This window comes from Bacillus salipaludis (genome assembly GCF_004358205.1).
Map to the genome: position 1 here is coordinate 166,861 of NZ_SMYO01000010.1, position 23,182 is coordinate 190,042.

Consider the following 23,182-nt stretch of genomic DNA (forward strand, 5'->3'; position numbering starts at 1 on the left):
TAGTTGACTAAATAGGTATGATGCAGATACGGCCCTACAACCTCGAGGTGCTGGACGCTTGCGCAGGAAATATAAAAAAAGTAAGCAGTCTTTATACTGCTTACAGATAGTTTTTGATGAGATGTTCTTTAAATCGGTTAAATTCATGCTGATAAACAGGTCTGCCGACAGTACCATAAATCACTTTTACATCCAGAATGCCGATTTCTTTTAAAAAATTTAAATATTTCCGTACGGATACGCGAGAAATCCCAATAAGGTTTACAATATCCTCAGTTGAAAATGGTGCATCCTTTAGCTCCTCAATCGCTTCCCAAATTTGTTTCAAAGTATCTTTTGTTATCCCTTTTGGAAGTTCCTCAATCAGCGTTCTATCCTCGCGGTGCAAAAGCTGTGTATCAAGCACCTCCTGGTTGGCCACAGGCTGTGTTTGAATAACCGTTACTTGATCTTTATAAGATGACAATGCCATGTTAAACCGTTCAAATTCAAAAGGCTTAATTAAATAATCAACAACACCATATCTTAGCGCCTTTTTGATCCGCTCCATATCCGATGCAGCCGATATGATTATAACATCTGTCTCTTTATCCTTTTCACGAAGATAGGTTAACAGTTCCAGACCTTGTTTGCCCGGCATAAAAATATCCAATAGAATCAGATCGATCTCTTGTTTTTCCAATAAAGGTATTGCCTCATTCACTGATGGTGCCATTGCGGTTAATCTAAATCCCTCCACTTGCTCAAGGTATCGTTTATTTAATTCCGCTACCATAGGGTCATCTTCAACAATCATCACGGTGATCATTCTGCTGCTCCCCCCTTACTTTATACGGTATATATACGGTAAAGACGGTTCCCTTTCCACGTTTAGATGAGAGAATTAATTCGCCTTCCAGCTTGTTAATTGCTTGTGTGACAAGATACAGTCCTAGCCCCCGATTTTCCCCATTGGTGGAAAAGCCCTTTTGAAAAATTTGGTTTTGTAACTCTTCACCCATCCCTTTTCCCGTATCTTTTACTTCAATGGTTAAAATATCATCTCCATAATCAAAGTCTACGGCTATTTTTTTGGTTGGACAATCATTTACAGCTTGGATCGCATTATCGACTAAATTTCCTACAATGGTAATCAGTCCATGGCTAACATTAGCATTCGCCGGCAGCGGAAGCGGGAGATCACAGGAAACTGATAATTCCACGCCTGACTCTCTAGCGTAACTCAACTTTCCAATGATAAATCCGGCTAGCACAGGATCCTTTACCTTATTTGTCACAAAGCTGAATTCACTTTTACGGTGACCTACCATTTCATTAATGTAGTCAACGACTTTTTCATAATACCCCATATGGACCATTCCCATAATTACATGGAGCTTATTCATGAACTCATGTGCCTGGGCCCGAAGTGCATCAGCGTATATCCGCACTCCTGTCAATTGTTCAGCAAGCAGTTGCATTTCTGTCTTATCACGAAAGGTCGCAATTGCTCCTACTTCTTTATTGCCAACAATAACGGGGACCCGATTGATTAATAGGGTAATGCCATTTAAATTTTGTTCTTCATCCAACTCGGTTTTACCTTTTTTTAATAGATCGCTTAAGCGGTGGGAGGACATATACTCCTCTATACTTTTACCAATTGGATTTCCTTGAAGGCCTGCTTTTTCAAACAACTTTAAAGCCGCCCGATTTACGAGAGTTACCTTCGACTCCTGATCAACAGCGACAATACCCTCGTGTACGGATTGCAGCATAGCACTACGTTCTTCCAATAACTTAGATATCGCAAACGGCTCAAGTCCTAGTAGGATTTTTTTAATATACCTAGCTAGAATAACCGCCCCTAATATACCAATTAAGATGCCTATCACCGTCCCGATGTAGACCCCTGTTCGGCTCTTATGAACGGCCTTTTGAACATTATTCAAGGAAATCCCAACAGCTACCGCACCAACCTGTCTCCCAGCTGCGTCTTTTATTGGCGTAAAATAGCGTAAGGACGGTTTGAGGGAACCTTTTGAAATAGAAGTATACTCTTTTCCTTTCAGAACAGGCCCCTGATCCCCGCCTTTAAAGGGTTTCCCTACCATTTTAGATTCAGGATGAGACTTACGAATCCCATTCATATCCATCACTACAATAAAGTAGACTTTTGTTACCTTTCTCATTTCATTTGCAAACTTTTGGATTTCCTTTTCATCCCGTTTTCCACTCATTGCCTCAATAACAAGTGGACTATGTGCAACCATCCGTGCTATATTTCCCGCTTTTTCTGCCTGACTCTCCTTCGTCCCTGAGGCCACCCTCGAACTAATAAGCATGTCCGTTATTAAAAGCGAAAGTGCAACCACCACACATACGAAAACAATAATGACCGACTGTAAGCTCCATCTTCCTTTTTTCATATTCCCCTCCATCGCATCTGGCAGGCTTCCCCAACATTTCATACTAATTCTAGTATGTCGGTAAATCTCTTAGAAAACACAAAAAGGCCGCGAAGCTTCCTGTTAGGAGTTACTTCGCAGTCTTTTAGGTCGTCTTTACTTTATTAGCAGAATGGCCCCTGCCACAATGGGTGTAAGAACCATCGCACTTTTTAATACCGGTTGTGGAGCTAGTCCCGTAAACTTTGCCCCGGCATATGAACCAATCATCGTTCCTGCTACCACTTCCAGTAACAATCCGAAGTCGAGTAACCCCTCGAAGTAGTAACCAACTCCTCCTGCCAATGCAATTGGTAAAATCACAAGCATGGTTGTACCTACAGATTGTTTAAGCGTGAGACCCATGATGACCAAAAGCCCAATTTGGATGAAGGGTGCAGCACCAATCCCAAATGTACCAGATAACAAGCCAGTAATAATTCCTACAAAGGCGGCTTTCCTAATATGAAGATGATCTGGGACAGTCTTTTTGATATTACCCGTTATTTTTTGAACCATAAACAAACGTACCAAAAGAATAACGGCGGATAGAAACAACATCCCAGCTGTTAACCAATGCATGGAATGTACTGGAATTAAGCTGGCCAGCTTTGAACCAAAATAGGAAGCCACTGCCCCAAAACATCCAACTATAAGTCCTGTTTTTACGGAAATATTCCCTTGACGGAAATGACTATAGGCTCCTGACAATGTTGTAAATACCATTGCTGCAAGCGATGTACCTAAAGCGGTATGAATCGGAACTCCAAACAAAACCGTTAGGATCGCAATGATAAAGCCGGATCCTCCTGCCCCGACAAATCCTAGTAAACCCCCTAAACCAAACATCGTAAGCGCAATCGCCAACTCTTTCCCCTCCGCGTGTTACAACCTTATGATCCTGGTGTCAATCAATCCAAGATAGACCATTTTTCTATTATACTAAAACATTTTACAATCATAATTTTAAAAACTATCCCACAGCAGAGGTGAGATAGTCCACTAAAAAAACTATACAAGCACTGGTTCTTTTTCGTTAACCTGCTCTAATAAACGATGCTTGATTTCTTCCGGATTGATATTTCTTTGAGCAACCCCGCTTTCCATTGCAGCAGATGCAACGGCTGCGGCTACGTGCGCTGCAACCCTCGGATCAAATGGATCCGGAATCACATAATCTGCATGAAGTTCTATATCAGAAATTAAATCGGCGATCGCATAAATTGCCGCAAGTTTCATTTCTTCATTAATTTCTTTTGCCCTAACATCTAATGCTCCACGGAAAATTCCTGGGAAAGCAAGCACATTATTGACTTGATTCGGAAAATCGGAACGGCCTGTTCCTACTACAAGTGCTCCTGCTTCCTTTGCTTCATGCGGCATAATTTCCGGTACCGGATTGGCCATCGCAAAAATAATTGGATTACGCTTCATCGAATGAACCATTTCCTTCGTTACTGCCCCTGCTGCCGATACACCAATAAATACGTCAGCACCCACAAGGGCATCTGCTAATGTTCCTTGTTTTATCTCACGATTAGTTATTTGCGCCATTTCTTCCTTGAATGGATTCATTCCCAATGTCCGGCCTTCATAGATAATCCCTTTTGTATCACATAAAATGACATCCTTCACTCCCATATGTAATAAGAGTTTCACGATCGCTACACCGGCTGCACCGGCACCATTGACAACTACTTGGATGTCTCCAATTTTTTTATCTGCCAGCTTTAATGAATTAATTAAACCTGCTACTGTTACAATCGCAGTCCCATGTTGATCGTCATGAAAAACAGGAATATCACAAACTTTACGCAGGCGGTCCTCAATTTCAAAGCATTGCGGTGCGGCAATATCCTCCAGGTTGATTCCCCCAAAGGTTGGTTCAAGCAGTTTAACCGTCTCCACTAATTTTTCGGTATCCGTTGTTGCTAGACAAATAGGAAATGCGTCCACATCCGCAAAGGATTTGAATAGCACGGCCTTTCCTTCCATTACCGGCATTGCCGCTTTTGGTCCGATTTTTCCAAGCCCGAGAACCGCTGTTCCATTTGAAACTACCGCAACAAGATTCCCCTTTGAGGTATAATCATAGACCTTAGTTTCATCTGCATGAATGTCCAAGCAAGGCTCGGCCACACCAGGAGAATAGGCTAAACTTAAATCGTTTGCATTCTGTACGGAAACTTTTGAATAAATCCCAAGCTTCCCTTGATTTTCCTTATGCATTTTTAATGCTGCATCTCTTAAAGTTGACATTTGATGTTCCCCCATAAAAGTTTATTGTAGCGATGTTTTAACAATGTTTATAATCCCACCGAGGTAAACGTTTCCAATTTAAGTGACCCCTTGTTTTTCTACCTATATCTTAGTCTCCTCAGACACATTTTGATAGATTTTGTAATTAAAAAAAGCAAATGATTCAGAATATGGTTTTCCAACACCGTTTTCTGTTCTTTTTTACACTTTACATATTAGCACCAAAAGAAAATGCGATTCTTAGTTATGAAAGAATCGCACTTAATGTCAAATAAATGTTGCCCAAATCAGTTCTAAAATCTCTTCAGGTAAATACCCCCGCACTTCCCTTTGAAATAAATAGGAATCACTTTTTATAGCGGCAAGTAACATATCTGCTCTAAAAACATTATTCGGTTTACCTTCTTTTGTTGCAGCCATCTCATCAAATAGACCAACAAAATATTGATGCAACTCATGATATAACGGGCCTGGTGTTCCCGACTTCGATTGTTTGGCAGACTCGAATACTTCTACACCTTTAAGCAATTGTGACTTGCTTTCCCTAAAACGAATAAATATGCTAAGAATTCCTCTTAATCGTTTACTTGGCGGCTCTTTCTGGTTTTCCTCCAAATACGCTTCCATATCCTCAAAGCATAAAACAACATTATCTTTAATTAAATCTAAACATATTTCTCCTTTATTTCTGTAACGGCGATAGAGCGTCCCCGGTCCGATTTGAGCTTCTGAGGCAATTTGATTCATACTAACTTGTTCAACACCAAATTGTTCAAATAGACTAGAAGCCGTATCTAAAATGCGCTGCCGATTCTCGGCAGCATCTCGTCGTTCTATCCGTTTGTAGATGATATTCCCGTCCTTCATTATTTTCACTCCCCTTCATTTTAAGATAAGTAAATTGACAAACGGAGATTTCTCCGTTTACTATAAATGATAGAGTTCTCCGCTTAATACTAACGTAAGGAAAAGGGGTTTTCAACACATGCAAAATCATACTGAAAAAGCTGCATTATTAGTCATGGATATGCAAAACGGCATTGTATCACGTTTTGCGGAAAACAAGGAAGTACTACTTCCCATTCAGAAGGCATTAGCAAGTGCACGCAAACACAATATTCCGGTTATTTTTGTACGAGTTGGATTTAGCGAAGGCTATCCTGAAGTTAGCCCACGAAATAAGGCGTTTACTAGTATTGCCAATCAGGGAGGCATGACCACCTCGGACAAAGCAACGCAAATTCATGAATTGTTTAAGCCCCAGGAAAATGAACCCGTTGTAACCAAGTACCGATTTAGTGCGTTCACCGGCAGCACGCTCGAATTGATCCTCCGCTCACGTCAAATCGATTCGCTTATTCTTAGCGGAATTTCTACAAGCGGCGTCGTTCTATCAACATTGCGTGAAGCTGCAGATAAAGACTTTTCATTAACCGTACTAAGTGATGCATGCATTGATGGCGATCCTGAAGTTCACCGCGTACTTACCGAGAAGGTTTTCCCTCGTCAGGCAGATGTTCTGACTGTCGATTCCTGGATTAATACATTGAGTTAAAATCATGAGGGTCTATTCCGATAAAGCGGAACAGACCCTATCTTTTATTATTTTAATCGCTCTCTAAAATCTTATAACCTAATAGAAATACAGAAGGAAGGAATAGATTTGTCTAAGTCTATAAATCAAAACTTTTTTAATCAAAAACTGATTGCACCGATGATTTTAGGGTCGATTCTAAATCCTATCAACTCTTCTATTATTTCAGTTGCCTTAATTCCGATTGGACATGCGTTTGGTGCACCACCTTCGCAGACAGCCTGGCTTATTTCTGCTCTATATCTCGCTACAGCAATTGGGCAGCCAGTCGTCGGAAAACTAATTGACCTTTACGGTCCAAGACTCCTCTTTTTAATCGCAACTTCTTTAGTAGGCATCTCTAGCCTAATCGCAACCTTTGCCCCTGATTTTTGGTGGTTAGTAGTCGCAAGAGTCCTTCTTGGTTTTGGGACCTGTGCAGGGTATCCCGCTTCTATGTATCTGATCCGTAGTGAAGGAGAACGAACAGGTGTCGAAAGTCCAACAAGTATTCTTACATTATTAGCGATTTCCAACCAAACCATTGCCGTTATAGGACCAACTTTAGGAGGGTTACTGATTGAAGTTGGAGGCTGGCAAAGCACCTTTATTGTCAACATTCCTTTGTCACTCGCTTGTATTTTTTTAGGCTACCTCCACTTCCCAAGGCTTCCAGCCAATTCTGTTAGAGAGAAGAAAATAGCCTCCTTTGATTTTACTGGTATGTTCTTTTTTGGAGCCACTCTAATTTCTGCTCTGCTTTTTTTAATGAGCCCAAGTTTTCATAGGATTTATTTGTTCATAATTGCAATCATTATGGGTGTTATTTTTGCGATTCTTGAGTTTAAAATTAAGAATCCTTTTATCGATGTTCGTCTATTAAGCGACAATTCATCGTTGTTATTGACCTATACTCGTAGTTTGCTTTCAGCGATTGTATCTTACAGCATCCTTTATGGATATACTCAATGGTTAGAAAAAGGCAGAGGTTTATCCCCTTCTCATACCGGCTTGTTGCTATTACCTATGTTTTTAATAGCGATTATCGTTTCTAGATTGACAGGAAAAAGTCCTGCAATCCGTTTGAAGTTGATTGTTGGCAGTATTGTTCAATTTATTGCAATGATACTGCTTCTTTTTACAAATCATAATAGTCATCTTATTTTTCTTGCAGCTATTGTTCTGCTTTTTGGGATCCCCCAAGGCTTACTTAATTTAGCCAACCAAAATGCTGTCTATTTTCAAGCTTATCCAGAACAAATCGGTGCGTCAGCCGGTCTGTTAAGAACATTTATGTATATGGGGGCTATGATTGCTTCTGCCGCAAACGGTTTATTTTTAAAATCAGATGCAATGACAACAGGGATTCATCATATTGCGCTATTTACCGGCGGTACTAGCTTCATACTTATATTAATCACTCTATTAGATCGTTCCCTAAACAGAGTCGGCAATAAAAATCGATTAAAAAAGGTATAAGGTTAATAATCTTCAAATAGATAGAAACATTTTTGACACTTAAAGAAAGAGCGCTAGAGTACAGATGAACAAACATTTTACTAAGTATAGACACCTTCATAGATTTGAGTATTAAAAAAATAGGGGCACGAGCATCTTATTCAGATTCTCGAACCCTTATTAGGAAAACTATTAATCACTTGCTATGTAACTCATTCCATTTCTTAACCAATCGCTTTGGTGCCGCACGTAAATAGGCTTCCTGCAATAAATCGGTCAATTCAACCCAAACATCTCCATGAGGATTTTGGATCGATACCCATCCGTGATGACCAATATAAGGAGTTTTGAAAAAATACTCCTTCTGCAGCAATAAGCCCTGAGTTTCCCGGTCTGATTTGAACGACAAGCTGAATCCGTTATCGCTTTCGCCTGTTATTACGAAGGATTTTCCATTGATTTTAAACGTAATGTGTCCAAAGCCGTCGATATGTTCTACCGCTTCAGGGAGTGCAAGACAGATTTTCCGCACACATTCAAGCATGCTTGCCGTTTCCTGTGTTTTCATACTTTCATTCACCTATCTTGAAATCTATTTCGCATTCGCATCTGGCTGATGAATTCCAATGATATTCCCTTCGGTATCGATATAGTATCCCTGCCACGCCATTCCAGGCAGGGCATATTTAGGCATTGCGACCTTGCCGCCATTCTCTAAGATTTTGGTTTCCGTTATATCATAGTCTCCCACTCCCATTGTACAAACAAAACCATTCACCGCCTGATTGGCTTCCGGTTTGACCCCTTGGCGCTGCATCAAAGCACCATTAATCCCCATATCATTTTCATCACCCGTAACAGCTCCAAAGTAAGGCATGCCAGCATACTCACTCCAATCTTGAAAGGACCATCCGAATACCTCTCCATAAAACTTCTTTGCCCGTTCCATGTCATCCACATGAATTTCGAAATGAATTAATCTTCCCATATAGACCTCCTATTTTTTAAAAAAATATTCGCTTTAAATCAATTCGTTTATTCGCTTTCAATTTCCTCTCTATTATCGTGAAGAATATGGAAAAATATTCATCGCTCATCATTCACTTTTGAATTTTTAGTTAATATTTTTTAACCATTTTTAAGGAAATAAATTGATTTAACTTAAATATAGTAATATAATCATTACTAATTTAAGGGGGTTTATTTTTGATTGAAGAAATAGCTAAAGAATACATTGCTCTGATACCGAATCTCTTTGGTAGTTTTAGTGAATTAAACAAGGATTCTGTGGAATTATCCCATTTACAGAATCACGTTATAGAATATATGTACATGCAGAATAAAGCTCTAAATCTTAAAGAAATCAGCATTGGTCTAAATATTGCTAAGCAGCAACTAACGAATATCGTGAAGGATTTAGAAGCTGGCGGATATTTAATTAAAATGCCTGACATCAAGGATAAACGGGCAGTCTTAGTTTCTCTCACACCAAAAGGAAAAGAAATTGAAGATAAGAAATGGACGAAGATTTATCAAACATTTAGTAAAAGTATTACTAAGTTAAATAAGGAAGAACAGTTGGATTTACAATTTTCTCTTCACAAGGTGAATGTAATGTTAAAAAAAATGAAGGATTAATGTTTTTCGAATAGAAAATAACAGGAGAGAGAAAGATGTTTTTAAACGGAACCCATAAAATAAATTTAACAGAAGAAAAAGAAACTCTTCTGATTACCTTATATGCAAAGGCATTAGACAGTCATTCAAAACATCCCATTCTTCATGATAATAAGGCAGAAGAAATCCTGCAGAAAATTGACTATGACTTTGAAAAAATCAATCATTTTGGCAACGAAATCATGGTCCTTCGAGCTAAACAATTGGATACATGGCTGCAGGAGTTCCTAAAAAAGAAGCCCGAAGCAACGGTACTTAACCTCGGTTGTGGTCTGGATACAAGAATATCAAGAATAAATCCACCATCGACGGCAAGTTGGTTTGATGTAGATTTCCCTGAAGTTATCGAATTACGAAAGCTCTTTTTTTCAAATCAAGAGGGTTACGAAATGATCTCTTCTTCGGTTACCGAACTGACCTGGTTGGATCAAATCCCAAGAAACAAGCCAGTAATGATCATTGCTGAAGGCATGTTGGAATACCTGACAAAGGATGAAGTAAAAAAACTTCTTAATCGGTTAACTCGCTATTTCCCACATGGACAGATTGCTTTTGACGTAATGAATTCATTTGCAATAAATTCAGGTAAAGAACGTCTAAAAGAAACGACCGGAGCTGTACACAAGTGGATAGTTAATGATATTCAGGATGTTGATCGCTTAAACTCCAAATTGAAAAGAATATCTGCCTTTTCTGTTTTTAAATCAAAGTACGTTCATAAACTTCCTTTAAAAGTTCGCTTGATTTATGCAGCAATGACGGTCTTTCCTAGTTTAAGAAATATGATGCGTTTGCTTTTGTATAGGTTTTAAACGTCTTAATAAAGATACACTCACTTTCAAATTGAGGAGATATTTTAAAATGACCACTTCAGAAAAACATTTAAGAACCTGCAACAAAGGACATAAATACTATAAAAGCAGCGACTGCCCAACCTGTCCAACTTGTGAGAAAGAACGCAAACCTAGCAGCGGATTTCTTTCCCTCCTATCGGCTCCTGCAAGACGGGCATTAGAAATCAACGGAATAACTTCTTTAAACGAACTATCAAAATTAAGTGAGAAAGAGATTTTGGAATTTCACGGTATGGGTCCAGCTTCTTTACCTAAACTTAGGTCCGCTTTAATAGAAAATGGGTTATCATTCAGGAACTGATCTCAAGAATTGAAAGGAAAAGGGTTCGAGAATTTTACAATTTCTCGAACCCTTCTTATCTAAATTAACGCATACTAGCCATTTTACTGAATTTTTTTATCTAATGTATCTCAATCATAAGAAGCCATTGTTTGTAATTCTTCACTTGCTTGTGGAGTTACATAAATGGTCCGGCTTGGAAAAGCAATTTCTACTCCCTCTTCCTCTAAGATCCCCATGATTTCTAAATTGATTTCATGTTTAATCTTAACGTGTTCTGCCCAAACGGTTGAATTGGTGAAAAAATAGACAAGAACATCGAGACTGCTCTCATTATAATGGTCAAATGCAACCATCACCGTTTCCGGATGAATTTCTTCATGATTGTTCAACATAAATTCAATTCGATGAACCACTCTTTGAATTTGTTCCTTGGTGGTTCTATAATTGAGTCCCAAGTCAAAAGAAATTCGTCTTTTTCCCATGCGGCTCCAATTGGTAATCGCTTCATTTGCAAGTGTTGCATTAGGAACAGTAACAAGTGCTTGACTAAACGTGCGAATTTTAGTACTTCTGAAATTGATATCTTCTACGATTCCCTCTACGCTCGGTGTTAAGATCCAATCCCCAATCGAAAAAGGCTTTTCTGTTACAATAACGATTCCGCCGATTAGATTACCGACCGCCTCTTTTGCAGCTAAAGCAAACGCCAGTCCCCCTAACCCAAGACCTGCGACCAAGCCATTTACGTCATAATCAAATTCCTGACCAATGATACTTAAACTAATAGCAATCATGATGACACGGATAGCTCTTGAAATAAACGGAATAAGAATTAAATCAATCTTATTATTAATTTTTTCATTAACACTAATTAAGATTCCCGAGGTTGGAGAGGACAAATTAAACAATCCCCATGTGATTAATACGATGACCATTGAACGTAAAAATTTTAAAAAGAATGTATTGTGTTGATCGATATATGGGAAATAATCCATTGCGAGGTACAAACCGAAAATAATAAAGAACCATCCTAAAGGACGTTCAAAACTTAAACAGATTTGGGTAATAAAATCTGTTGGTGTTTTTTTAGCTAGTTTTAAAATCAATTGAAACACATACTTGGTAAATAGGTTTCTAAATAAAATAAATAAAAGTAAAATCCCTATCGAAATTCCAACATTTTCTAACTTGTCGTAGTCAATATCCGACATTGAAAAAGCCATTACAAATGAATCAAAAGACATTTCTAAAATACCTTCTCCCTTTTTGCGATCTAATTTTTTAAACCATTACATCGAAATATCATAACTTTTTTAACAGGATATTTGAATACAACAAAAGTCACAGATTATAGGAAAATATCTGTGCTAAAAAATGGAAAGCTGTAAAAAGGGAAATACCGTGCAACTGTTACCAAGTAACATGTTAAAAACTGAAAGGAAGACTGATAAAGTTCTGCACAAAAAGGAATCCTGCATAGATGGTCTGACCAACTAGAGTCAATCCTAAAACAACCGACGGAACAAATTTTGTTTGAACAAGAGCCCCTTTCCTAGCAGGGTACTCCTCGACATCAACACTTGTTTACACACTTGAATGGTCCACATTATATCCCTCTCTCTTTGCCGGATAAGAAAGAGAAGCACCCAGCCTATAAGGTGCTCCTCGTCTTTGAATTATAATGCGGCCACTTTATCTTTTTCACTCTTTAACTTTTCAAGTTCTTTACTGAGTTCTTCCTCACTCACATAGTTAGAGTATGCTGCCTCAAACTGAGCTAATGGAGCTGTAAACTGGTTGCCTGCCTGGACCTCTGCTTCCATTAATAAAATCTTTTCCTCTGCACGTGCTACACCTCTGGCAATATCATCGGTATGGAAAGAAACCGTTACATTTTGAATTTGTTTCATCGATTGAGCGACATTCGCACGAGAAGCTAACAAAATTTTCTTTTGCTGCATTTGGTTATACGTTTCTTTCAGCTGGTCTAATTTTTCTACAAGGATTTGAGTTCGTCCCTTAATGGACTCTAATTGATCTACATATAGTTGTAATTGGTTTTCCTTGCTGAGCTTTTCTTGTACCGCTAGTTTTGCCATTGCCTCTTCACCTTGTTCAAGTGCCAGTTTCGCCTGGCGAGTACGCTTGTCTACTAATGATTTCGTATCAGCAATCAGTGCTTCCTGTTTTTTCTCTACAAAAATTTGTCGAGCTAAGGCGTTTTGACCTTTTACAATTTCCTTTTCCATTTCTCTCGAATATTCATTTAACATCGCAATTGGATCTTCCATTCCATCTAATAGTCCATTTATTTCTGCCATTGTAATTGTCTTTAATCGTTTAAAAATACCCATTTTTATTCATTCTCCTTTTTAATTAATAGATTTTTTTCCCATTGATCTAGAATGTTAGCATTTTGGTTTGTTACTGGAATTTGTGAACCTGTAAGTGAGGTATCAATAAATTGTTGCATGGAAGAGGCTTTTGACCTTTTTTTAAACCATCTTACTAATAGAACTAAAACAGCTAGTCCACTAATAAGGAAAAGCCAAGGGACCCCGCCTCCATGGTGAGCACCATGCATCATTGGGTGGCCGTCAAAACCGCCGCCGTGCCCCATTTCACCATGACCACGTCCTCCTTGCGGGACTCTAGCATACGCGCTCCTACCTCCTATATGAAAGTGAAGTACGTTTACTACTAGTACTGAAGAGGCAATGATGACTCCCCAGAAAATACCCTTTTTTACTTTTGTATTCATTTCTTTATCCTCCTTTCGTTACCTGATGAAATGAATATTAATAGAGAATGGTGAAAACTTGGTGAAAAGAAAAAGATTAGAAGTATTTTTTAGAGAAATATAAAAAAATGCTAAGACCACGGTATATAAGATCAAACGCAAAAAAAGACCCAGAAATCGGAAATTTTTTTCGCGAAGTCTGGATCAGATTCATTTATTTTAAATTATCTCTTAGCTGAGAAATTTTTATATTAGTTATCATATTGACTTATAAATTCAAAAATCTTATTAACAGCCTGCTGATATCCACCCGATTTTTGTAAGGATTCCTTCATTTTTGCCGCAGCATTATGGAAGGATGACTGGTTCAACACATGGTCAGCAGATTCACGCAGCTGATTTGCCGTCAGACATTTCATTTGTAATTGAATACCTGCGCCTACCCTTTCTACTTGCCCGGCAATGATCGGCTGATCCGCACTTTGCGGGATTACAATGAGGGGAACCCCATAATAGAGCCCCTCATGTGCACTGTTCATTCCACCATGTGTGATAAATAATTTAGCGTATTTTAGCACTTCAGTTTGTGGGACATAATTTTTCACAATGAAGTTTTTAGGAATCTCCCCCAAATCGGATATTTGAACTTTTTCACCAATAGCCATAACAACGTTATGGTCCGTGTTGCCAAAAGCCTTAATACAAAGCTTATAGAAATCAATTGCTTGGTTAAATACAGTACCCAGTGAAATGTAAATTGGACTTTTTCCCTTGATTTCAGTAAGGTCGAAGTTTTCTTGCGTTAATCGTGAAGAAATGGATGTACCTACAAATTTATAAGTTTGGTCAAATTCATCCCCGAAAGGTTGAAACTCCCTCGTAGTATAAACAATTGTAAGTGGTGCAGGGTTACAAAATACTTCGTAAGGAGAGTGGATCTCCACACCATATTTATCCTTCACCCTTCCTGTCAGTCTTTGATATTCAGCAAATGTTTCTGCAGGAATGTTTTTAGAAATCTGTTCGAACATGTTATCGAACGATCGTTTCGTCTCCGCGAAAGAAGAACAAGAACAGATTGCAGGAAGATGAAGGATTTGGGCAATTAATCGGCCGCAGCCAAACATCGAATCGTGGATGATATAATCAAAATGCTCACCCTCGATTTGCTCCAGAACACTGGGTATCATAATCTCTACCGTATGTAAAAGACCATTGATTCTTTCGAGTAAATTATTTCTTCCGCCTGAGATAAAGGCTTTTATAAATTTTTGAGCGTCGATGGTTCTTACCATTGCCCCTGTCTTCTCAATACGCGCCCGAAAATCTTCGATTGTAAAGTACACTACCTCTTCTTCACGCGATATAAGTTCTTGCACAACACCAATTGTTGGATTGACATGTCCTTCTGATCCAGCATTAATAAATAAAACACGTGCCATTATAACCACTCCTAGATAGATTTTGAAAACGATACCAGATAGATAATCAGAAAAAACCCCGACGGTTATCGGAGTTTTGCAACACTATATGAATGTCAGTGACTGAAAGTCGCTTCTTCTAATCCTAATGTTCATGTATGGGGCCTAATTCGTTTTTAACATATTCTCTATTTTCTTTAACTCATTTTCGATATAAGATTTACTATGGTCAAACCCAATAATGGCTAAAACCTTTCCGTCATGGTCTATTATAGGAGAAAAGCTTGTTTTCCATTCTCCGTAAATATCTTCATATAAAGGGGTGACTCCTGCTATCCCATTCATTGCCTCAAATGCTACTTCCATCATCTCAGGCGGACCATCGTATAAAACTCCGGGTGGAATCACGAAATCCTCATCGGCCACAATCGTCAGCAATTTGTTATGATCAACAGCTTTAAAAATGTAGACCCATTCAATGATTCCTTCTTGTTCTCGTATTTGGGTTAATTTTTTCTGCACCTTTTGAAAAGTTGGATTCGAGGATGAAGCATTATGATTTACTAATTCAGAGATATCTTCTGGATGAATGGCAGCAGATGTAACAATAGCCATTGATCGTAATTGTTTATTTAGATGTTGTTCCAGGATTTTTCTTTTATTTGAAGGAGAGAGAGTTTCCTCTTGAATTTTCTCACGTATTTTTTTATATTTTCTACTCATTGTTGGTTGACTAATATCGAGTACCTTCGCTGCAAGCTTAACCGATTTATATTTATCCATGGCCATTTTAATCAACTGTTCTTCAATCATATCCACTGCTTCTTCTAGAGGCATAATGTGATTAATAATAGGCGGTTCCTTTATAGTATCCTTTTTCCAAGGAATACAATGATAAACTAAGCTTGCATTCACGTTCAATTCTCTACTAGTCACAACGATTCGTTCAATTGTATTCTCTAATTGCCGAACATTTCCCGGCCAATCGTAAATACACAATAAATCAATAGCATCTGGTAAAATATTGATGTTTCTATTATATAACGTATTATACTTTGCTGCGAAATGATAGATTAAGTAAGGAATCTCTTCTATTCTTTCCCTTAATGAAGGGATTTCAATTGGGACTACATTTAAACGATAATATAAATCTTCTCTAAATCGTCCCTCTCTGACCATTTTTTCTAATGATTGATTTGTTGCAGCGATAATCTGGACATCAATATGAATCGACTTTGAGCTTCCTAAAGGGGTAACTTCTTTTTCCTGTAAAATTCGGAGTAATTTGACTTGCAAATTCATTGGCATTTCTGCAATTTCATCGAGAAAAATAATCCCTTCATTTGCTAATTCAAATTTACCGGGAGCACCATTTTTGTTTGCGCCACTAAATGCTCCACCGACATAACCGAATAATTCACTTTCTAATAAATTTTCCGGAATTGCCCCACAGTTAACGGCAATAAAAGGTTTTGAGCTCCTATTTCCTAATTGATGAATGGTTTTAGCAATCATCTCTTTTCCAACACCGGATTCCCCTAATAAAAGGACAGATGTTGGAACTTTTGAAACCATTTCTATTGTGTTAAGTACATCTCTCATTTTTGGACTATGGACGACGATTGAAGGAGTGTGTTTTGTAACCTCGCCATCGGAAATTTCTGTTGAATCATCTAATTGATCAGAAATACCTTTTAATCCCCATATAATTAATTCTTCACTATCACTATTTGATGTGTACACGGTTATTAGCATATGACTGCCATTCCAAGCCTTTAATTGAAGAGAATGTACCTCTCTATTTAATAATTGTAAAATGGGATCCCCAAAGAAAGAAATTTCCTCTAGTTCAGTAAACATTCTTCCTTTAAGTGAGATAGAGTTTGTTGACCAAAAATTTTTCAGTTCTCCACTTCGAAATAAAATCATTCCCTTTAAGTTGGTTACAATAATTTCATCGTAAATAGATAGAATACTTGATTGATAAGCTTGAAGTAGTTGTTCATTCGATAAAATCATGGACACACCCATATAACACTTCCTTATATAAAGTTAAAATGATTTGATTTATTTAAAAATTATTCCATATTCAAATAAAAATTTCAAATATGAATTTTTTGAATATAACAATTTCCCTTTACCAGCTTTGTAAACTTTGAGAGTCAGTAAGGATTTTAATTTTGAATAAAAATTTTATAAATGAAATATTCGGAATATAAAATAAATTAAAAATATAAGAAAAGGGCATAAAATCAACGTTTATATACTTGGCACACTTATTGCAATATCATTTAGTAAATATCAAAGGAGGAGTTTATATGTACGAATCTACTAATCTTGATCTGTTTCCATACCCTTTTCATACCATTAAGGAAGGGACCAACTATCGGTATTCAAATGATTTAAGAAAACTTGAAAAGGATCGAATGAATTGCGTTAAAATTACACCAGAATATGAAAAACAAATCAAAAGAAAAAGAGAACTACTTATTGAACAACCTGAAGTAAGGTTCCAATCCTATCCACATACAATGGAAATGCAATGGGAAGTAGCAGAAATGCTCATGAATATGGCGGTTGATGCCTACCCTGAGCACTTCCAGCTAGAAAAGAACGGCAATCATTGGACTTTTCATAATTTAATCTTAAATGAAACGGAATCTTTCATTTTTGGTGATGCTTCTAGCATCGAGCTTGAACCGCTTGATTTAATTGGCCGTCATTTCACTACTGATTTTGTATTAATGGTGGTGAGAGATGACAATCTTTATTTAGAAGTTGCCCAGGAATCCTATGCAGCCTTATTCTCCCCGCACTGGAATAAAGGGATGTCATTTGACGAAATTCACGGACCTGTACCATTTGTGTCGCGCACAGGGGTACCGCTAGCTGAAAGAGTTCGTAATTTCTTAATCCGTAATGTTTTACCAGGTGAGCCTTGGACGAGAATCAACTGGAATCTAATGGCAAATCGTTGGGATGTTAACTATGAAACATTTGATACATGGGGACCAACACGCTTTTTAGTTAATTCAGAAAACGCTGGTGAACTAGTAAGACTTCGTGTAGAAGAACAATTTTTCTATCGTATGCCAAGAAGTAATGCTGTTTTATTCGTCTTAAATACTCAATTTCTGGCAATGAAAGATTTGCCATTAAGACCAGAATGGCTAAAGCAGACCTACTCGATTTTATCCGATATTCCAAAGCCTATGGCTGATTATAAAGGATTTACACCATTTATTGAACCAACAGTAGAATATTTGAAAAACTTAGTTGAAAAAGTAAGTTTGCAAACTAACTAGGGTCGCAAAGATGGAGGTATGTAAAAGTGGTATACAACAGTCCGGTATTATACGATCAATCAAAAACCATTGTAGAAAAATTCACTGTAAGACAGGATAGAAGAAAATTACTTATTATTTCTGCAGAACCAAAAGAAGCAGAAAACATCCAATCATTTATTAATGAAATAAATGGGCAAAAAGATTATGAGCGAATTGAATTGAATGATGAACTCCAATTAAAGAATATCAAAGAAGTATTTGATAGGCAAAAAATGGGGACACAACTTTATATTTCAGCTAAATGGGATAATGCCGTTACAATTTTCACAGCGGCAATAGAGGCTGGTTTTTCAGAAGATGAAATTCAACTGCTAATTTCAGGTAAGAGGAGACGTTATGTTTATTGCATAAAATGTTTTCATTTACAAGAAGTTGAGGCAAAAGAAACGGACACCATCTGTCATCATTGCCAAATCAGCTTAGAAATTGGCCCCTTTTACTCGAAAGAGCGAAAAGGATATATTGGATATCCTTACAATCCTGCTTTCGTCCTATCAAAGTAAATATTAAATGAAAAAATTATTACAATGGGAGAGAGGTTTATGAGAGCATTTGGAAATATTGAGGTATACGTAGGAAACATAGTTCAGGAAACAAATTTTGTAAAGCGCTTCCACTTGTACCCGGTTGATCAAGAATCACTTCCCTCGTTTACGGGTGGATCACATATTGCAACATATGTAAAAAATGGCGATGAATTAATTGAAAGAAATTACTCACTAGTCAGTCATCCAACTGACCGTACTCAATATGCCATTGCAATTCGTAAAGATGACCATTCAAGAGGAGGATCTGTTTATTGGCATGATCAGATCAAATTGGGGGACCGTTTAGAAATCAGTTGGCCTAAAAACCACTTCCCTCTTGCCTTCCAAGCAGCTAAACATCACGTGTTCTATGCAGCGGGAATTGGAATTACTCCATTCATGACCATGATGGAAGATTTAACAACGGAAGGTAAATCATTTGAATTACATTATGCTGCAAGAACGAAAGAAGAATGTGCGTTTTATGATGATTTGAATGCAAAATATCCTGGAAAATGCCACTTCTATTTCTCAAGAACGGAAAATCCTAAAAAATTGACGCCAGTAACAATGGCTGATAATCGGATTGGCTCACATGTGTATTTCTGTGGACCCGTTTCAATGGTAAAAGAATTTAGGGAAGCAGCAGAATCTTATGGTTACCCAAGCCATTCCATTCATTTTGAATTATTTGCTTCGGCAGACGAAGGTCCAAAAAATCCTTTTGTTGTAAAATTTCCCAACAGCAAAAGAACAGTGGATGTTTCCGAAGAAGAAACGTTATTAGATGCGCTAATAAAAGCCGGGGTACAAGCACCTTATTCTTGTAAAGTAGGTGGATGCGGAAGCTGCGAAGTAGAGGTAGTTGAAGGAGATGTTGATCACCGAGACCACTTTTATAGTGATGAAGAAAGAAAGTCGAAGAAAGTGATTTTAACTTGTTGCTCAAGAGCAAAAGAATCTGAAAAAGAGCTCATTTTAAACCTGTAATAGCACCTTTATTTTGTAACTACGCTTTAAGCGTGCATTATATCAACTTACTATAAATAGGAGGCAATTCATATGACAACAGCCACTCAAGTATTAGAATTAAAAATGTTTATTAATGGTGAATGGAGACTTTCTACTAATCAAGATTCCAATAAGGTAATTAATCCAGCAAATGGTGAATTAATTGCTATAGCTCCTAGAGCAACAATTGAAGAAACACAAGAAGCGATTAAAGCCGCAAAAGAAACCTTCGAAAGTGGTGTTTGGTCTAAGATAAGTGCACAAGAACGGGCGGATTACCTACTGAAAATTGCAGACAAAATTGATGAAAAACACGATGAATTAGTAGAACTTGAGGTAAAAGATAACGGAAAAATTAAAGCTGAGGCTGATATTGATATATCTGATGCCGCATCATGTTTCCGCTATTATGCAGGTCTAATTAGAACCCCAGATGGAGCAACTTATCATGTTGCGGATCCTGTGCAAGCAATGGTCGTACGTGAACCAGTTGGAGTTACAGGATTAATTGTTCCTTGGAATTTCCCATTCCTGATGAGTGTGTGGAAATTTGCTCCTGCATTAGCAGCCGGTAACACCATTGTCTATAAGCCAGCTGAAGTCACTCCAATCACAGCAACAAAATTAGTTGAAATTATTGATGAAGTTGGAGTTCCAAAAGGTGTTGTGAATTTGGTATTAGGAAAAGGATCTGTCATTGGTGACGTCATCGCAGCAAGTCATGATGTTGATATGGTTTCGTTTACAGGAAGTACTGAGGTAGGAAGAAGTATCATGCGAAGTGCTGCAGGCAATTTGAAAAAAATCTCTCTTGAACTAGGTGGAAAATCACCAAATATTATTTTTGCTGATGCTGATTTTGAAGCTGCCGTTGATAATGCATTAGTGGGTATTTTCTATGGATCTGGCCAAGTATGTTCTGCCGGAAGCCGAATTATTGTGGAAGAAAGCATTTATGACCAGTTCGTTAAAGAGTTTGTAAGACGTGCCAAAAATATCAAAGTAGGACCAGGACTAGAAGAAGGTTCCGAAATGGGTGCAATTGTAAGTTCAGCTCAGCTTAATACCATTCTAGAATATATTGAGATCGGTAAAAATGAAGGTGCAACATTAGCTTGCGGTGGAAATCGCCTAACGGAAAATGGTTTAGATAAAGGATTCTTTGTTGAACCAACTGTATTTATTGATGTGACGCCAGAAATGCGTATCGTAAAAGAAGAAATCTTCGGGCCTGTTGCCGTTATTCAAAAGTTCAAGGATGAAGAAGAAGCCATTAAACTAGCAAATGACACAATCTATGGTCTTGCCGGCGGTGTATTCACCTCTGATGGTGCAAAAGCAATGCGTGTAATTAAAGAAGTCCGTGCTGGGATTACTTGGATTAACACTTATGGCCCGACCTATAACGAAGCTCCATGGCACGGGTATAAACAAAGTGGTATTGGTTCGAGCCTTGGAACATTTGGATTAGATGAATTCCAAGAATTGAAGCAAATTAACATTAATCTTGCTGTAGGACCAACAGGCTGGTTTTCAGACAATAAATAAATAATATTATAATGAGGGTGATTTAAAAGTCACTATGTTCTAAATCGCCCTCTCCTTTTGCTAAAAATCCCTCGATCCTATGAAGTTATGAATAAATTATGCACTAATAACTATAAAAATAATTATCAATCCATCACCCTTCTACATTCACAGCACTAGACTCTTCTAATAATAGAATGGTTGATGAATCTTGATAGACCATCTATGTTAAATAAACAATTCACCTTTTTCGGCCCATAAATATCAATATTTAACACATGACTTTACTGTAATTTTGTGGTATAAAACTCCTAACGCTCATCTTAAATTTATTTTAAATTTGAATACAAAATATCAAAATTGAAATTTAGTTTTGAGTATAAGAATCTTTTTAAATTGAATTTACTGAATATTTTCAATAGTCTTATACTGGCACAGTAATTGCATATAAGAATGTATCTACTATTTTAAGGAGGCTCAAATATGCAAGAAAATCTAAATAAAAATGCGTCAGAACACCATGATAGTGATGCTGCACAACTGGCATCCCTTGGTTATGAATCTGAATTTCGCCGCGACATGAGTCCATGGGCAAACTTTTCACTTGGATTCACTTACCTTTCTCCCGTAGTAGGTGTATATTCACTATTTGCCTACGCACTAGCACAAGGTGGCCCACCAATGATTTGGAGTTTTCTCATTGTTGGCCTAGGGCAATTACTAGTTGCACTTGTCTTCAGTGAGATTGTTGCGCAATACCCTGTTGCTGGGGGAGTTTATCCTTGGGCACGAAGATTATGGGGGCGCAAGTGGGCATGGATAACGGGCTGGGTTTACTTAATGGCTTTGCTTGTGACAATTGCCAGTGTTGCATACGGAGCTGGACCTTATCTATCACAAGTGATGGGTTTTAATCCTTCGGTGAATTCCACGATTCTATGTGCATTAGTTCTTCTTGCACTTTCGACGATCATTAATTTTCTTGGAACAAGGGTTCTCGCAGCTGCAGCAGTTATTGGTTTTGCAGCAGAACTAATTGGTGCGCTTGTAGTTGGATTTTGGTTACTTTTCACACAAAGGGTTCACGGCCTTGATGTGCTTTTTGATTCTTTCGGAGCTCAAGGTAGTCATAGCTATATGTATGCATTTGCAGCTGCTGGATTAATTGGAATTTTTCAATATTATGGGTTCGAAGCTTGTGGTGACGTTGCAGAAGAAGTACCAAATCCGGGTGTTCTGATCCCAAAGGCAATGCGTCGGACGATTTACATTGGCGGTGCTGCAGCAACTTTTGTTTGCCTTGCTTTAGTACTTTCAGTTGCTGATATCCCGGCAGTTATCGCTGGTAAGGATGTAACCCCTGTTGATACTTTACTAAACGCTGCATTTGGTGCTGTTGGCGCCAAGATTGTACTGGGTGTTGTGTTGATTTCTTTCCTTTCATGTGTAATGAGTCTACAGGCAGCAGCAAGCAGGCTTGCCTATTCGTATGGACGAGATGACATGATTATCGGAAGTCGTTTGTTAAAGAAGTTTTCGGCTGCTCGTCACATTCCACCATATTCTCTGCTTCTTGCAGCTTTTGTCCCAGCCCTTATTGTTCTTGGTTCAAAAGTGTCTACAGATGCACTTACAAAGGTAATCAGTTTTGCTGCATTTGGCATTTATCTTGGATTCCAACTGGTTGTCTTTGCTGCACTTCGTGCTAGATTAAAAGGATGGAAGCCAAGTGGTAAGTATCAGTTGGGCAAATGGGGATTACCTGTAAATATCGGTGCGCTTGTTTATGGAATCATTGCAATGGTCAACATGTGTTGGCCAAGAACGCCGGATGCACCTTGGTATGATAACTATATCGTGCTCCTTTCAGGAGTTATAGTTGTGGGTATTGGTTTACTGTATATGATGATTCATCGCAGTTACGGACATAGCGATGTGCCGTATGATATTGCGATACCAAAAAAAGATAAGCTGGATAACGTGTCTATTGGCCTTGACGTGCCGGCGGATTCGGCAAATCAGTAAATTATTAGAAAAAATAAAACCAAGGGACTGTCCCTTGGTTTTACTTTTTCTAGG

General features: G+C 38.0%; 22 protein-coding genes. 10 read left to right on the top strand and 12 right to left on the bottom strand.

What is annotated here, in order from left to right:
- Positions 1-100: 100 nt before the first annotated feature.
- The 5 genes from E2K98_RS20795 to E2K98_RS20815 all read right to left on the bottom strand — a co-directional run bounded on the left by E2K98_RS20795 (position 101) and on the right by E2K98_RS20815 (position 5,552).
- On the bottom strand, positions 101-808 hold the full coding sequence (locus E2K98_RS20795; RefSeq protein ID WP_133337517.1) for a response regulator: 708 nt from the start codon (positions 806-808) through the stop codon (positions 101-103).
- Entirely contained in the window at positions 786-2,408 is a 1,623-nt protein-coding gene (gene dcuS / locus E2K98_RS20800; protein ID WP_133337519.1) for a DcuS/MalK family sensor histidine kinase, read from the bottom strand. Before dcuS ends, E2K98_RS20795 begins: the two co-directional genes overlap by 23 nt.
- A 135-nt stretch (positions 2,409-2,543) precedes the next feature.
- Positions 2,544-3,293: a sulfite exporter TauE/SafE family protein gene (locus E2K98_RS20805; RefSeq protein WP_372512592.1), complete on the bottom strand. Its 750-nt coding sequence runs from the start codon at positions 3,291-3,293 to the stop codon at positions 2,544-2,546.
- A gap of 144 nt (positions 3,294-3,437) precedes the next feature.
- A complete protein-coding gene (locus E2K98_RS20810; protein ID WP_133337521.1) occupies positions 3,438-4,685 on the bottom strand; it encodes an NAD(P)-dependent malic enzyme in 1,248 nt (415 codons plus the stop codon).
- Between the two features lie 267 nt (positions 4,686-4,952).
- Entirely contained in the window at positions 4,953-5,552 is a 600-nt protein-coding gene (locus E2K98_RS20815) for a TetR/AcrR family transcriptional regulator (protein WP_133337523.1), read from the bottom strand.
- 118 nt (positions 5,553-5,670) lie between these two features.
- Between E2K98_RS20815 and E2K98_RS20820 the strand changes: the two genes are divergently transcribed.
- Together E2K98_RS20820 and E2K98_RS20825 are read left to right on the top strand one after the other, a co-directional pair.
- Complete coding sequence (locus E2K98_RS20820; protein WP_133337525.1) at positions 5,671-6,240, top strand: cysteine hydrolase family protein; 570 nt, start codon at positions 5,671-5,673, stop codon at positions 6,238-6,240.
- 108 nt (positions 6,241-6,348) lie between these two features.
- On the top strand, positions 6,349-7,737 hold the full coding sequence (locus E2K98_RS20825; protein WP_235824889.1) for an MFS transporter: 1,389 nt from the start codon (positions 6,349-6,351) through the stop codon (positions 7,735-7,737).
- Positions 7,738-7,912: 175 nt separating this feature from the next.
- Here E2K98_RS20825 and E2K98_RS20830 read toward each other — a convergent pair whose 3' ends face one another.
- Positions 7,913-8,284 carry an MmcQ/YjbR family DNA-binding protein gene (locus tag E2K98_RS20830; protein ID WP_133337527.1) on the bottom strand — a complete coding sequence of 124 codons (372 nt, stop codon included), beginning with the start codon at positions 8,282-8,284 and terminating at the stop codon, positions 7,913-7,915.
- A gap of 24 nt (positions 8,285-8,308) precedes the next feature.
- Complete coding sequence (locus tag E2K98_RS20835; protein WP_133337529.1) at positions 8,309-8,704, bottom strand: VOC family protein; 396 nt, start codon at positions 8,702-8,704, stop codon at positions 8,309-8,311.
- A 218-nt stretch (positions 8,705-8,922) separates the two neighbouring features.
- Between E2K98_RS20835 and E2K98_RS20840 the strand changes: the two genes are divergently transcribed.
- The 3 genes from E2K98_RS20840 to E2K98_RS20850 are packed head-to-tail and all read left to right on the top strand — an operon-like array spanning position 8,923 to position 10,548.
- Positions 8,923-9,354, top strand: coding sequence for a MarR family winged helix-turn-helix transcriptional regulator (locus tag E2K98_RS20840; RefSeq protein ID WP_133337531.1), 432 nt, complete (start codon positions 8,923-8,925; stop codon positions 9,352-9,354).
- 35 nt (positions 9,355-9,389) lie between these two features.
- Positions 9,390-10,205 (top strand): class I SAM-dependent methyltransferase, encoded by an 816-nt coding sequence (locus E2K98_RS20845; RefSeq protein WP_133337533.1) that lies wholly within the window; start codon positions 9,390-9,392, stop codon positions 10,203-10,205.
- 49 nt (positions 10,206-10,254) lie between these two features.
- Entirely contained in the window at positions 10,255-10,548 is a 294-nt protein-coding gene (locus E2K98_RS20850; protein ID WP_133337535.1) for an RNA polymerase alpha subunit C-terminal domain-containing protein, read from the top strand.
- Positions 10,549-10,658: 110 nt separating this feature from the next.
- Here E2K98_RS20850 and E2K98_RS20855 read toward each other — a convergent pair whose 3' ends face one another.
- The 5 genes from E2K98_RS20855 to E2K98_RS20875 form a co-directional block, all read right to left on the bottom strand.
- Positions 10,659-11,774: a mechanosensitive ion channel family protein gene (locus E2K98_RS20855; RefSeq protein WP_235824890.1), complete on the bottom strand. Its 1,116-nt coding sequence runs from the start codon at positions 11,772-11,774 to the stop codon at positions 10,659-10,661.
- Between the two features lie 432 nt (positions 11,775-12,206).
- Positions 12,207-12,884, bottom strand: a complete 678-nt coding sequence (locus tag E2K98_RS20860) for a PspA/IM30 family protein (RefSeq protein ID WP_133337537.1) — start codon at positions 12,882-12,884, stop codon at positions 12,207-12,209.
- Positions 12,885-12,886: 2 nt separating this feature from the next.
- Positions 12,887-13,291 carry a hypothetical protein gene (locus tag E2K98_RS20865; RefSeq protein WP_133337539.1) on the bottom strand — a complete coding sequence of 135 codons (405 nt, stop codon included), beginning with the start codon at positions 13,289-13,291 and terminating at the stop codon, positions 12,887-12,889.
- A gap of 230 nt (positions 13,292-13,521) precedes the next feature.
- Positions 13,522-14,712, bottom strand: a complete 1,191-nt coding sequence (locus tag E2K98_RS20870) for a macrolide family glycosyltransferase (RefSeq protein ID WP_133337541.1) — start codon at positions 14,710-14,712, stop codon at positions 13,522-13,524.
- Positions 14,713-14,856: 144 nt separating this feature from the next.
- On the bottom strand, positions 14,857-16,722 hold the full coding sequence (locus E2K98_RS20875) for a sigma-54 interaction domain-containing protein (RefSeq protein ID WP_133337543.1): 1,866 nt from the start codon (positions 16,720-16,722) through the stop codon (positions 14,857-14,859).
- A 287-nt stretch (positions 16,723-17,009) separates the two neighbouring features.
- Here E2K98_RS20875 and E2K98_RS20880 point away from each other — a divergent pair, with 287 nt between their 5' ends.
- From E2K98_RS20880 to E2K98_RS20900, 5 genes are all read left to right on the top strand, one after another.
- The gene (locus tag E2K98_RS20880; RefSeq protein WP_035424073.1) at positions 17,010-17,996 is read left to right on the top strand and encodes a heme-dependent oxidative N-demethylase family protein; all 987 of its coding nucleotides are present in this window, start codon (positions 17,010-17,012) and stop codon (positions 17,994-17,996) included.
- A 26-nt stretch (positions 17,997-18,022) separates the two neighbouring features.
- Positions 18,023-18,541: a dimethylamine monooxygenase subunit DmmA family protein gene (locus tag E2K98_RS20885; protein ID WP_133337545.1), complete on the top strand. Its 519-nt coding sequence runs from the start codon at positions 18,023-18,025 to the stop codon at positions 18,539-18,541.
- A gap of 39 nt (positions 18,542-18,580) precedes the next feature.
- On the top strand, positions 18,581-19,555 hold the full coding sequence (locus E2K98_RS20890; protein ID WP_133337547.1) for a PDR/VanB family oxidoreductase: 975 nt from the start codon (positions 18,581-18,583) through the stop codon (positions 19,553-19,555).
- A 72-nt stretch (positions 19,556-19,627) separates the two neighbouring features.
- Entirely contained in the window at positions 19,628-21,124 is a 1,497-nt protein-coding gene (locus tag E2K98_RS20895; RefSeq protein WP_235824891.1) for an aldehyde dehydrogenase family protein, read from the top strand.
- 462 nt (positions 21,125-21,586) lie between these two features.
- On the top strand, positions 21,587-23,128 hold the full coding sequence (locus E2K98_RS20900) for an APC family permease (protein ID WP_133337549.1): 1,542 nt from the start codon (positions 21,587-21,589) through the stop codon (positions 23,126-23,128).
- The last annotated feature ends 54 nt before the right edge of the window (positions 23,129-23,182 follow it).

Bases quoted from the DNA above. Each gene is read 5' to 3' on its own strand.
- E2K98_RS20795 (WP_133337517.1), bottom strand. From the start codon at position 808: ATGATCACCGTGATGATTGTTGAAGATGACCCTATGGTAGCGGAATTA.
- dcuS (WP_133337519.1), bottom strand. From the start codon at position 2,408: ATGAAAAAAGGAAGATGGAGCTTACAGTCGGTCATTATTGTTTTCGTA.
- E2K98_RS20810 (WP_133337521.1), bottom strand. From the start codon at position 4,685: ATGTCAACTTTAAGAGATGCAGCATTAAAAATGCATAAGGAAAATCAA.
- E2K98_RS20815 (WP_133337523.1), bottom strand. From the start codon at position 5,552: ATGAAGGACGGGAATATCATCTACAAACGGATAGAACGACGAGATGCT.
- E2K98_RS20820 (WP_133337525.1), top strand. From the start codon at position 5,671: ATGCAAAATCATACTGAAAAAGCTGCATTATTAGTCATGGATATGCAA.
- E2K98_RS20830 (WP_133337527.1), bottom strand. From the start codon at position 8,284: ATGAAAACACAGGAAACGGCAAGCATGCTTGAATGTGTGCGGAAAATC.
- E2K98_RS20835 (WP_133337529.1), bottom strand. From the start codon at position 8,704: ATGGGAAGATTAATTCATTTCGAAATTCATGTGGATGACATGGAACGG.
- E2K98_RS20845 (WP_133337533.1), top strand. From the start codon at position 9,390: ATGTTTTTAAACGGAACCCATAAAATAAATTTAACAGAAGAAAAAGAA.
- E2K98_RS20850 (WP_133337535.1), top strand. From the start codon at position 10,255: ATGACCACTTCAGAAAAACATTTAAGAACCTGCAACAAAGGACATAAA.
- E2K98_RS20855 (WP_235824890.1), bottom strand. From the start codon at position 11,774: ATGTCTTTTGATTCATTTGTAATGGCTTTTTCAATGTCGGATATTGAC.
- E2K98_RS20860 (WP_133337537.1), bottom strand. From the start codon at position 12,884: ATGGGTATTTTTAAACGATTAAAGACAATTACAATGGCAGAAATAAAT.
- E2K98_RS20865 (WP_133337539.1), bottom strand. From the start codon at position 13,291: ATGAATACAAAAGTAAAAAAGGGTATTTTCTGGGGAGTCATCATTGCC.
- E2K98_RS20870 (WP_133337541.1), bottom strand. From the start codon at position 14,712: ATGGCACGTGTTTTATTTATTAATGCTGGATCAGAAGGACATGTCAAT.
- E2K98_RS20875 (WP_133337543.1), bottom strand. From the start codon at position 16,722: ATGGGTGTGTCCATGATTTTATCGAATGAACAACTACTTCAAGCTTAT.
- E2K98_RS20880 (WP_035424073.1), top strand. From the start codon at position 17,010: ATGTACGAATCTACTAATCTTGATCTGTTTCCATACCCTTTTCATACC.
- E2K98_RS20890 (WP_133337547.1), top strand. From the start codon at position 18,581: ATGAGAGCATTTGGAAATATTGAGGTATACGTAGGAAACATAGTTCAG.
- E2K98_RS20895 (WP_235824891.1), top strand. From the start codon at position 19,628: ATGACAACAGCCACTCAAGTATTAGAATTAAAAATGTTTATTAATGGT.
- E2K98_RS20900 (WP_133337549.1), top strand. From the start codon at position 21,587: ATGCAAGAAAATCTAAATAAAAATGCGTCAGAACACCATGATAGTGAT.